This window comes from Modestobacter lacusdianchii (assembly GCF_054177765.1).
Genome location: NZ_JBJJTJ010000054.1, coordinates 1 through 10,536 on the forward strand (window position 1 = coordinate 1; position 10,536 = coordinate 10,536).

A 10,536-nucleotide genomic window follows, 5' to 3' on the forward strand; every position below is an offset into this window, starting at 1 on the left:
CCCCCCCCCCCCCCCCCCCCCGCCCCCCCCCCCCGGGCGCGGCCGCCGCCCCCCCCCCCCCGCCCCCCGCCCGCGGGGGGGGCCCCCCCCCCCCACTGTCCGGTGGACACCGTCCAGCCGGGTCCGACCTGGCCGGACGGGCGCAGACGACGTGCCTGGTCAGAACCCGTGAGCGCGGCGCAGGCGGATGGGGCGGCCGTCGGGGTCGTTGACCAGCCGGTAGAGGGGCACGGCCCACAGTCGGGTGGCGAACGACAGCGTCTCCGCCCGGTGCGGCCGCAGCCGGCCCGGCGGCCGCGGCCCCACCTGCCCGCCGTCGTGCCAGGCCTGCAGCGCGGCGGCGGAGGCCCCGACGGCGGCGACGAAGTCGTCCGGGTCGAGCAGGTCCGCGTCCTCCGAGCCGTCGGTGGCCCGGTCGAGGTGCTCACGGGCCAGCTCGAGCCGGAGGTCGCGGGCCAGGACCCGGGCGCCGTCGCCCTGCCCGGCCGGGTCGCGGGGCTCCCGCTCGTCCGGCGTGAGGTCCAGGACGGCGCTGGACAGCTCGCTGTCGTGGGTCCAGGAGCGCCGGTTGAAGTTGTCGCTGCCCACGCTGACCCACACGTCGTCGACCACGCAGACCTTGGCGTGCACGTAGACCGGCGTGCCCTCGGGGTTCTCCAGGTCGAACACGTGCACCCGCCCGGGGGCCGCGCGGTGGACGGTGTCCAGCGCCCGCTGCCGGCCCACGTACTGCGGCCGCTCGGAGACCGCCCCCTCCTGGTCGGGCACCCGCGGGACGACGACGACCAGGTGCAGCGCCGGGTTCTCCTGCAGCGCCGTGGCGAAGAGCTCGGCCACCTCCTTCGACCACAGGTACTGGTCCTCCAGGTAGACCAGCCGGCGGGCGCGGCGGATCGCCTTGGAGTAGCCCCGGGCCACCGACCGCTCGCCCTGCTTCGCGAAGTCGAACGCCGGCCACACCTTCGGGTAGGTGCGCAGCGTCTGCACCAGGTGTGGCCCGCACGTCGGGGGCGGCGGGGGCTGGTCCGGCAGCGGCGTGGGGTCCATGTGCGACCTGCCGCGCAGGGCCAGGACCTTGTCGTGCACCCAGGCCAGCGGGTTCTCCGAGTCCGGACTGGTCGGGTCGTCCCAGCGCTCCCGGAACACGGTGTCCAGCACGCCCACGACCGGCCCGCGCAGCTGCAGCTGCACGTCGTGCCACGGCGGCCGCTCCCCGTACGCCGACGACATCGACTGCGGCTGGGGGTCGCCGTGGTGCCCGGCGTCGTCCCGGCGGGAGTGGCCCAGGTCGATGCCGCCGGCGAAGGCGACGTCCCGCTCGGGCCGGCCGACGTGCCGCAGGACGACGAACTTCTGGTGGTGGCTGCCCAGCCGGCGCACTCGCTGGTCGAGCACGACGACACCGCCGGCGTCCTCGATCGCCTCGTTGAGGGAGGCGTTCTCCGCCTTGCTGAAGCTGAGCCCGTCCCAGTGCGACCGCCAGACCAGGCCTCGCACGCACACCCCGCGCCGGGCGGCGTCCCCGAACAGCTCGGCCACGGTCGGGCCGTCCTCGCGGAGCCGTTCGTCGGGGTCACCCCGCCAGTCGGTGAAGAACAGGTGGTCACCGGGCTCGAGGCCCTGCACCGCGGTGACCAGCCGGTCGAAGTAGGCCGCGCCGTGGACCAGCGGCTCGGCGAGGTTGCCGGCCGTCCACGCGGGGATCACCGTGTCCGGGTTGTCGCGCTCTGCGCCGGTGAGCAGCCAGTCCTCGGGATCGGTCACGCGGTGATCCAACCGCGTCGGCGGCGTGAGGAGAACGTGACCTCACCCTCGGGTGGCCCAGCGGCGTCCCACCAGGTGAACGTCGGACCGGCGTCGGTGAGACCGGCTGGTCCGCGCCGGTAGCCTGGTGCCGTGGCCCTGGTGGTACAGAAGTACGGCGGTTCCTCCGTCGCGAACGCCGAGCGCGTCAAGCGCGTGGCCGAGCGCATCGTCGAGGCGAAGAAGAACGGCGACGACGTGGTCGTCGTCGTCTCCGCGATGGGCGACACGACCGACGAGCTGCTCGACCAGGCCAGTCAGATCACCGCCGACCCGCCCGGTCGCGAGCTGGACATGCTGCTGACCGCCGGCGAGCGCATCTCGATGGCGCTGCTGGCCATCGCCATCTCCACCCACGGCTACGAGGCCCGCTCGTTCACCGGTTCGCAGGCCGGGGTGATCACCACCTCCAGCCACGGCAAGGCGCGGATCATCGACGTCACCCCGGGCCGGCTGCGCGACGCCCTGGACGACGGGTCGATCGTCATCGTCGCCGGGTTCCAGGGCGTCAGCCAGGACACCAAGGACGTCACCACCCTCGGCCGCGGCGGCTCGGACACCACCGCCGTCGCCGTGGCGGCCGCGCTGCGCGCCGCCGTCTGCGAGATCTACACCGACGTGGACGGCGTCTTCACCGCCGACCCGCGGATCGTGCCCAACGCCAAGCGGCTGGAGACCGTCACCTACGAGGAGATGCTCGAGCTCGCCGCCTCCGGGGCGAAGGTGCTCATGCTCCGCTGCGTCGAGTACGCCCGCCGGTACGGCATCCCGGTGCACGTGCGCAGCTCCTACTCACAGCTCCCCGGCACGATCGTGACCGGTTCGATGGAGGACCTCACCGTGGAACAGGCGATCATCACCGGCGTCGCACACGACCGGAGCGAGGGCAAGATCACCGTCTCCGGTGTGCCGGACCGGCCGGGCGAGGCCGCCCAGATCTTCCGCGTGCTCGCCGACGCCGAGATCAACATCGACATGATCGTGCAGAACGTCTCCACCGAGGCGAAGCTGACCGACATCTCCTTCACCCTGCCCAAGAGCGACGGGCCGGCCGCGATCGCGGCGCTGGAGCGGGTCAAGCACACCGTCGGGTACACCGGCGTCAGCTTCGACCAGCACATCGGCAAGGTCTCCCTCGTCGGTGCCGGGATGCGCTCGCACCCGGGCGTCTCGGCGAAGTTCTTCGGCGCGCTCGCCGACGCCGGGGTCAACCTCGAGCTGATCAGCACCTCGGAGATCCGCATCTCCGTCGTCTGCCGCGACACCGACGTCGACCTCGCCGTCCGCGCGGTGCACGACGCGTTCGACCTCGGCTCCGACCAGGCCGAGGCAGTGGTCTACGGAGGTACCGGACGATGAGCCGCCCGCTGCACCTGGGGATCGTCGGCGCGACCGGGCAGGTCGGCGTGGCCATGCGCTCGATCCTGGCCGAGCGCGACTTCCCACTGGCCTCCATCCGGTTCTTCGCCTCCGCCCGGTCGGCGGGGAAGACCCTGCCCTGGGGCGACGGTGAGGTCGTCGTCGAGGACGCCGCCACCGCCGACCCCACCGGGCTGGACGTCGCGCTGTTCTCCGCCGGCGCCACCACCTCGCGGGCCCAGGCGCCGCGGTTCGCCGCCGCCGGGGTCACCGTCATCGACAACAGCTCCGCCTTCCGCCGCGACCCGGCGATCCCGCTGGTCTGCAGCGAGGTCAACCCCGGTGACATCGCGCTGGCCGCCGAGGGCCGGATCATCGCCAACCCGAACTGCACCACCATGGCCGCGATGCCGGTGCTCAAGCCGCTGCACGACGAGGCCGGGCTGGTCCGGATCGTGGCCAGCACCTACCAGGCGGTCTCCGGCAGCGGCGTCGCCGGCGTCGAGGAGCTGCACGGCCAGGTCAAGGCGGTCGTGGACAAGGCCGACGCGCTCGCCTACGACGGCAGCGCGGTCACCTTCCCCGCCCCGGTCAAGTACGTGGCGCCCATCGCGTTCAACGTGCTGCCGATGGCCGGCTCCGTCGTCGACGACGGCACCTTCGAGACCGACGAGGAGCAGAAGCTCCGCAACGAGAGCCGCAAGATCCTCGGCATCCCCGACCTGCGGGTCTCCGGCACCTGCGTGCGCGTGCCGGTCTTCACCGGCCACTCGCTGTCGCTGAACGTCGAGTTCGCCCAGCCGCTGTCGGTGGCCCAGGCGACCGAGCTGCTGTCGAGCGCACCGGGCGTGCAGCTCACCGACGTCCCCACCCCCCTGCAGGCCGCCGGCACCGACCCCAGCTACGTCGGCCGCATCCGGCAGGACGGCGACCGCGGGCTGGCGCTGTTCGTCAGCAACGACAACCTCCGCAAGGGCGCGGCGCTCAACACCGTGCAGATCGCGGAGCTCATTGCTTCGTCACGCTCCGCGTGACACCGCGGCCAGGAGCCGTGCCCGGCCTGCGCTGAGCCGTTCCGTCGCCGCTCGTCGGGCAGCCTCCGGCCGCCGCGACGGGCGGCGACTGCGGCACGCGGTGCTCGCCCGGCGGGAGCCTCCGGCCCCGCGCCGGGCGAGCACCGCAGCTCCGCTGCGGTGCCGTGGTCCGTCATCGTAGCTCGCAGGTGCGTCGGCGTCCTACGGCTCGACGTGCCTCAGGGCGAAGCTGAGGGCGACCTCGACCTGGCGGATGGTCTCCTCGATGACGAGGGAGCCGTGGCCGGCGTCGAAGCGGTAGACCTCGTGGTCCTTGCCGCGCTCGGTCAGCGCGGCCAGGTAGTTGTCGATCTGCCGGATGGGGCAGCGCGGGTCGTTCGCGCCGGCGACCACCAGCACCGGGGCGGCCACCGCGTCGACGTAGGTCAGCGGCGAGGAGCGCACGTAGACGTCGTGCACCTCCTCGGGTGAACCGCCGAACAGCGCGCGGTCGTAGGCCCGCAGGCCCTCCATCTCGTCCTCGTAGGCGGCCAGGTAGTCGGCCACCGGCACCTCGGCGATCCCCGCCGCCCAGCGCTCGGGCTGCGTGCCCAGGCCGAGCAGGGTGAGGAACCCGCCCCACGAGCCGCCGGTGAGGATGGTGCGGGCCGGGTCGACCACGCCCTCGGCGACCAGGGCGTCGTGGACGGCGGCGATGTCCTCGAGCTCGGTCAGGCCGGGCCGGCCGGTCAGCGCGTCGCGCCACTCGCTGCCGTAGCCGGTGGAGCCGCGGTAGTTGACGTGCACCACGGCGTACCCGGCGTCCACGTAGGCCGCCCGACGCGCGCGGTAGGAGTCGTCGTCCTGGGACTCCGGGCCACCGTGCACCAGGAAGGCGGTCGCGAACGGGCCCTCGCCGGCGGGCCGGACCAGCAGGGCGTGCACGTCGCCGCCCGGGCCGGGCACCCAGCGGTCCTCGACCGGGTAGGCCGCCGGTGGCGCCTCACCCGGGGCGGCGAGCACCACCGGACCGTCGGCCCGGCGGATCACCGGCGGCAGCTCCGACGACGACCAGGCCAGCTCCACCGAGCCGTCCGGGCGGGCGGTGGCGCCCCGCACGACGCCCCGCGGGGTGTCGAGCTGCGCCAGCGCACCGGTGACCAGGTCGTAGCGGTACAGCTCGCTGCGCGCGGCGTGGTCGTGGCCGACCAGCAGCGCCGAGCCGTCGGGGTACCAGCCGGCCGTCACGTCGCCGGGCAGGTCCAGCCGCAGCTCGGTCTCCTCGCCGGTGGCGACGTCCCAGATCAGCAGCTCCTCGCGACCGCGGCGCTCGTGCCCGACCAGCAGGCGCTGGTCGCCGGCGACGGGGGAGAAGCTCAGCGCGTGCAGGCCGCGGCCCTCGCCGTCCCACTTGTCCGCGACCAGCGACAGGTCGGCGGTGCGCAGCACCCGCAGCGCGGGGTAGCGCGGGTCGCCGTGCTCGGAGTGGGAGTAGACCAGCAGCGTGTCGTCCTGGGAGAGCGCGTCGACGCCGGCGGTGTCGGGGGAGGTGTAGAAGACCGACGGGGTGCCGCCGACGGGGGCGATCCACAGCTCGCTGCCGTCGTCGGTCGAGCGGCCCACGGCGACCACGGAGTGACCGATCTCCAGCCCGGCGGGGTAGGCCGGGCCCACCTCGGGCAGCGCGACGGTGTCCGGTCCGCCGGCGAAGGGCTGGGTCATCCAGACGCCGAACTCGTCGCCGTCGGTGTCGGCGAACCACCAGATCGTCTCGCCGTCGGGGCTGAGCGTGGCGGCCAGGGTGCCGTTGGCGCGGTCGGTGACCTGCCGGTGGGTGTCGGTCTCCCGGTCCCAGGCGTACTGCTCGACGACGCCGCTGACGTCGGAGGCGTACAGGCTGCGGTGCGGGGCGTCGTCGGCCCAGTCGGGCAGGCTCACCCGCGGCGCCCGGAACCGGGCCTGCCAGCGGGCGGTGACCTCCTCGGGGAGAGCTGGTGGGGACGACGTCGGCTCAGCGGTCACCGGCTCATCTTCCCCCTGCGCCTGCACCGGCCTCCACGACGGGCGGCCGGCCGGCGGCCGGACGCTGGACACCGGCGTCCCGGACGTCACCGATCAGCTGCTCCAGCACGTCCTCCAGCGCCACCAGGCCGAGCACCCGGTCGCCGTCACGCACCAGCCCCAGGTGTGCACCGGAGCGGCGCATCTCCCGCAGCACCTCCGGCAGGGGCTCTGCCGGGCTCAGCTCGACGAAGTCGATCACCGCCTGGTCGGGCACCGGCTGGTCCCGCGACGTGGGCCCGGTGCCCAGCACGTCCTTGACGTGCACGTAGCCGACCAGCGCGCCGTCCTCGCCGCGCATGGGGTACCGGCTGTAACCGTGCTCGGCGACGACGCCCTCCAGCTGCCGGGGGGTGGAGGCGCGGGGCACGGTGACCAGCGAGTCCGGCGGCAGCAGGACCGAGCTGACGTCGTGCTGCTCGAAGGTGAGCGCACCGGCGGCCAGGTCGCTGACCTCGGCGCCCAGCAGCCCCTCCCGCCGCGACTGGGTGATCATCGACTGGATCTCGTCCTGGTCGAAGCTGGCCGCGACCTCGTCGGTGGGGGTGACCCCGAACAGCCGCACGAAGCCGTTGGCGACGGTGTTGAAGAACCAGATGAAGGGCTTGAGCACCCGCACGAGCAGGGCCAGGGGCGGGCCGAGCGCGATCGCCGCCCGGTCCGGGCCGGCGATGGTGATGTTCTTCGGCACCATCTCGCCGAGCACCATGTGCAGCACGGTGACCAGCGACAGGGCGATCACCAGCGCGATCGGGTGCAGCAGCGCCTCCGGGGCACCGACCGCCTCCAGCGGCACCTCGATCAGGTGCGCGACGGCGGGCTCACCCACCGCGCCCAGCCCCAGCGAGCACAGCGTGATGCCCAGCTGGGCGCCGGCCATCATCTGGCTGACGTTGCGCATCGCGGCCAGCGTCTTCTGGGCGCGCACCGAGCCGGCCTCGGCGCGCGGTTCGATCTGGTCGGCGCGCGCCGAGACCAGGGCGAACTCGGCGGCGACGAAGAAGGCGTTGCCCAGCAGCAGGACGACGAGCACCAGCAGGGCGATGCCGTCGCTCATGCCCGGGCCACCTCTCGCTCGGGCCGGACGGCGGTGGCGCCGGCCGGTCGGCCGACGTCCTCGACCCGGTCGTCGTCCGGGTCCGGGGCCGGCGTGGCCCGCAGCCGTGACACGCGCCGGCCCTCGACCTCGTCGACGGTGAGTCGCCAGCCCTCGACCTCCACCGACTCGCCCTCCTCCGGCAGGTGGGCCAGCTGCTCCACGACGAAGCCGGCGACGGTCTCGTAGCGGCCCTCGGGCACCGTGATGTCGGTGCGCTCCCGGAGCTCGTCCGGGCGCAGCAGGCCCGACAGCAGCCAGTCGTCGCCGTCCCGGCGCAGCTGGCGCAGCGGCCGGTCGGTCTCGTCGGTGATCTCGCCCACCAGCTCCTCGACGATGTCCTCCAGCGTCACGATGCCGTGGGTGGCGCCCCACTCGTCGACGACCAGGGCCAGCTGCAGCCCCTGCTCGCGGAGCAGGTCGAGCAGCGGGTCCAGGTGCAGGGACGACGGGACGGCGAGCACCGGCTCGGCCAGCTCACCGGCGGTGCGCTCGAGCCGCTCGTCGTCGGGGACGGAGACCGCGTGCTTGACGTGCACGACGCCGGTGACCTCGTCCAGGTCGGCGCCGTAGACCGGGAAGCGGGAGTTGCCCGACCGGATGGCGGCGTCGATGACGTCGGCCGCGGTCGCCGCCGAACTCAGCGTCCACAGCCGGGTCCGCGGGGTCATCACGTCGGTGGCGAACTTCTCGCGCAGCCCCAGCGAGCGGGCCAGCAGCCGGGCGGCGACGGGGGAGAGGTCGCCCTCCTCGGCCGAACGGCGGGCGACCGCGGCCAGGCCCTGCGCGTCCCGGGTGTCGTCGAGCTCCTCGCGGGGCTCGAAGCCCAGCCGGCGCACGATCGCGTTGGCCAGCCGCTGCAGGGAGCGGACCACCGGGCCGGCCACCGTGGTGAACAAGCGCATGCCGGGCGCGACCAGCGAGGCGGTCGGCAGCGGCCGGGCGATCGCCAGGTTCTTCGGGCCCAGCTCACCGATGATCATCTGCAGGAACGTGGCCAGGAAGATGGCCAGCCCGATGGCGATCGGGCTCGTGGCGTTCTCCGGGAGGCCGATCGCCTCGAGCACCGGTTCGAGCAGGCCGCCCAGCGCCGGCTCGGCGAGGAACCCGACGACCAGGGTGGTCAGCGTGATGCCCAGCTGGGCCGCCGACAGCTGGGTGGACAGCCCCCGCAGGGCCGTGACGACGCCGGCGGCACCCGTGTCGCCGGCCTGGGCGGCCTCCTGCGCCTTGCCACGGTCGACGGTGGTGAGGGAGAACTCGGCCGCGACGAAGAACCCGGTGAGCGCGGTCAACACCACGGCCGCGAGCAGGAGCAGCCATTCGGTCACCAGGGGCCGGTGCCCTCGCGACGGTGGGCGGAAACGGTGAGGCGGAGTGACCTGGGCCCCGAACGCACTCAGGGACCGCCGGATCGGCGGTCCCTGAGTGGGTGGTCGGGGTGACAGGATTTGAACCTGCGGCCTCGTCGTCCCGAACGACGCGCGCTACCAAGCTGCGCCACACCCCGAGGTGCGTCGACAACTGTAACCGATGCCCGTTCCGGCTCTGCGGCCCCCTTCGGCCCCGCGATCGACCCGCTGGTCGGGTCAGCGGGCGGTGAGGGTGAGCAGGGTGGCCTCGGGCGGGCAGGCGAACCGCAGCGGCGCGTACGGGCTGGTGCCCAGCCCTGCGGAGACGTGCAGCCAGGTGCCGGTCGGGTGCCCCGCGGTCGGCGGCGTCCACCGGTGCAGCCACCGGACGTGCTGCCGGTCGATGCCGCAGTTGGTGACCAGCGCGCCGTAGAAGGGCACCCGCAGCTGGCCGCCGTGGGTGTGCCCGCACAGCAGCAGGTCGTAGCCGTCGGCGGCGAACCGGTCGAGCACCCGGGGCTCGGGGGAGTGCACCAGCCCGATCCGCACGTCGGCGAACGGGTCGGCCGGGCCGGCGACGTCGTCGTAACGGTCACGCGCCAGGTGCGGGTCGTCGACCCCGGCGAAGGCGATCCGGGTGCCGGCCACGGTCAGGGCGCCGGTGCCGTTGGTCAGGTCGAGCCAGCCCCGGTCGGTCATCCCGTCGCGCAGCTCGCGCCAGGGGAGCTCCTCCCCGTGCACCCGCTTGTGGTTCGTCTTGAAGTACTTGAGCGGGTTCTTCGGCCGCGGCGCGTAGTAGTCGTTGCTGGCCAGCACGAAGGCGCCGGGGAGCTCCATCAGCGGCTCCAGCGCCCGCAGCGTGGCCGGGACGGCGTCCATCCCGGCCAGGTTGTCCCCGGTGGTGATCACCAGGTCCGGGCGCAGGTCGGCCAGCCCCGCCACCCACTCCTGCTTGCTGCGCTGACCGGCGGTCATGTGCAGGTCCGACAGCTGCAGCACGGTCAGCGGCGCCGAGCCCGGCGGCAGGACGGGGACGTCGAAGCGGCGGAGCGTCCAGTGCGTCCGCTCGACGAGGCCCGCGTAGGCGACCGTCGCGGCACCGGTGGCCACGAGAGCGGCGGGGACGGCGGTGGTGGCACGCATGCGCCGAGCCTAGGGGGCCGGGCGGCCACGGGCGGTCGGTGCGACCACGGCTGGGCCGAACTGCGTCGTCCCGGTCGGGGTCGAGGTGGCAGGCTCTGTGCCGTGCCCGAGCTGAAGGACCGACTGCGCGACGACCTGACCACCGCCATGAAGAGCCGCGACGAGCTGCGCACCGCCACGCTGCGCATGGTGCTCGCCGCGGTGAGCGCCGAGGAGGTCTCCGGCAAGGAGGCCCGCGAGCTGGCCGACGACGAGGTGCAGGCCGTGCTGCGCCGCGAGGCGAAGAAGCGCCGTGAGGCCGCGGAGGCGTTCGCCGGCGCCGGCCGCGCCGAGCAGGCGGAGCGGGAGCGGGCCGAGGAGGGCGTGCTGGCCGGCTACCTGCCCGCCCAGCTCGAGGACGCCGACCTCACCGCGCTGGTCGCGGACGTGATCACGCGCACCGGGGCCAGTGGCATGAAGGACATGGGCAAGGTGATGGGCGCCGTGCAGGGCCAGGTGGCCGGCCGGGCCGAGGGCGGCCGGGTGGCCGCGGAGGTGCGCAAGCAGCTCGGCTGAGCCCGGCCCGGCCCGGCCCGGCCGAACGGGTCGGCACCGGCTCGGTGGCGCGCGCGAGCCCGCGGACGGCGGCGGGGGGGGGGGGGGCGGCGCCCCCCGCCCCCCCCCCCCCCCCGCGCTGCCCGCCCCCGCGGGCCACCACCCTCACGAGGGG

The 10,536-nt window shown here is 74.3% G+C and carries 8 protein-coding genes and 1 tRNA gene; 3 read left to right on the top strand and 6 right to left on the bottom strand.

Annotated elements, in window-relative coordinates:
• Positions 1 to 159: 159 nt before the first annotated feature.
• Positions 160 to 1,764 carry a phospholipase D family protein gene (locus ACJTNH_RS20545; protein WP_458179102.1) on the bottom strand — a complete coding sequence of 535 codons (1,605 nt, stop codon included), beginning with the start codon at positions 1,762 to 1,764 and terminating at the stop codon, positions 160 to 162.
• A gap of 132 nt (positions 1,765 to 1,896) precedes the next feature.
• Between ACJTNH_RS20545 and ACJTNH_RS20550 the strand changes: the two genes are divergently transcribed.
• Together ACJTNH_RS20550 and ACJTNH_RS20555 are read left to right on the top strand one after the other, a co-directional pair.
• On the top strand, positions 1,897 to 3,162 hold the full coding sequence (locus ACJTNH_RS20550; RefSeq protein WP_458179104.1) for an aspartate kinase: 1,266 nt from the start codon (positions 1,897 to 1,899) through the stop codon (positions 3,160 to 3,162).
• Complete coding sequence (locus ACJTNH_RS20555; RefSeq protein WP_458179106.1) at positions 3,159 to 4,196, top strand: aspartate-semialdehyde dehydrogenase; 1,038 nt, start codon at positions 3,159 to 3,161, stop codon at positions 4,194 to 4,196. Before ACJTNH_RS20550 ends, ACJTNH_RS20555 begins: the two co-directional genes overlap by 4 nt.
• A gap of 201 nt (positions 4,197 to 4,397) precedes the next feature.
• Here the strand turns inward: ACJTNH_RS20555 and ACJTNH_RS20560 are convergent, their stop codons facing one another.
• The 5 genes from ACJTNH_RS20560 to ACJTNH_RS20580 all read right to left on the bottom strand — a co-directional run bounded on the left by ACJTNH_RS20560 (position 4,398) and on the right by ACJTNH_RS20580 (position 9,827).
• A complete protein-coding gene (locus tag ACJTNH_RS20560; protein ID WP_458179108.1) occupies positions 4,398 to 6,197 on the bottom strand; it encodes a prolyl oligopeptidase family serine peptidase in 1,800 nt (599 codons plus the stop codon).
• A gap of 4 nt (positions 6,198 to 6,201) precedes the next feature.
• Positions 6,202 to 7,293: a hemolysin family protein gene (locus tag ACJTNH_RS20565; protein WP_458179110.1), complete on the bottom strand. Its 1,092-nt coding sequence runs from the start codon at positions 7,291 to 7,293 to the stop codon at positions 6,202 to 6,204.
• Positions 7,290 to 8,663 carry a hemolysin family protein gene (locus tag ACJTNH_RS20570; protein WP_458179112.1) on the bottom strand — a complete coding sequence of 458 codons (1,374 nt, stop codon included), beginning with the start codon at positions 8,661 to 8,663 and terminating at the stop codon, positions 7,290 to 7,292. The genes ACJTNH_RS20565 and ACJTNH_RS20570 overlap by 4 nt, the downstream gene beginning before the upstream one ends.
• A gap of 102 nt (positions 8,664 to 8,765) precedes the next feature.
• A tRNA-Pro gene (locus ACJTNH_RS20575) sits at positions 8,766 to 8,842 on the bottom strand.
• Positions 8,843 to 8,921: 79 nt separating this feature from the next.
• Complete coding sequence (locus ACJTNH_RS20580; RefSeq protein ID WP_458179114.1) at positions 8,922 to 9,827, bottom strand: metallophosphoesterase; 906 nt, start codon at positions 9,825 to 9,827, stop codon at positions 8,922 to 8,924.
• A gap of 102 nt (positions 9,828 to 9,929) precedes the next feature.
• On the opposite strand from ACJTNH_RS20580, the gene ACJTNH_RS20585 reads away from it, so the two are divergent.
• Positions 9,930 to 10,382, top strand: coding sequence for a GatB/YqeY domain-containing protein (locus ACJTNH_RS20585; protein ID WP_458179116.1), 453 nt, complete (start codon positions 9,930 to 9,932; stop codon positions 10,380 to 10,382).
• Positions 10,383 to 10,536 lie beyond the last annotated feature (154 nt).

Excerpts from the sequence above, each read along its gene's own strand:
- ACJTNH_RS20555 (WP_458179106.1), top strand. The coding sequence starts at position 3,159 with ATGAGCCGCCCGCTGCACCTGGGGATCGTCGGCGCGACCGGGCAGGTC.
- ACJTNH_RS20565 (WP_458179110.1), bottom strand. The coding sequence starts at position 7,293 with ATGAGCGACGGCATCGCCCTGCTGGTGCTCGTCGTCCTGCTGCTGGGC.
- ACJTNH_RS20580 (WP_458179114.1), bottom strand. The coding sequence starts at position 9,827 with ATGCGTGCCACCACCGCCGTCCCCGCCGCTCTCGTGGCCACCGGTGCC.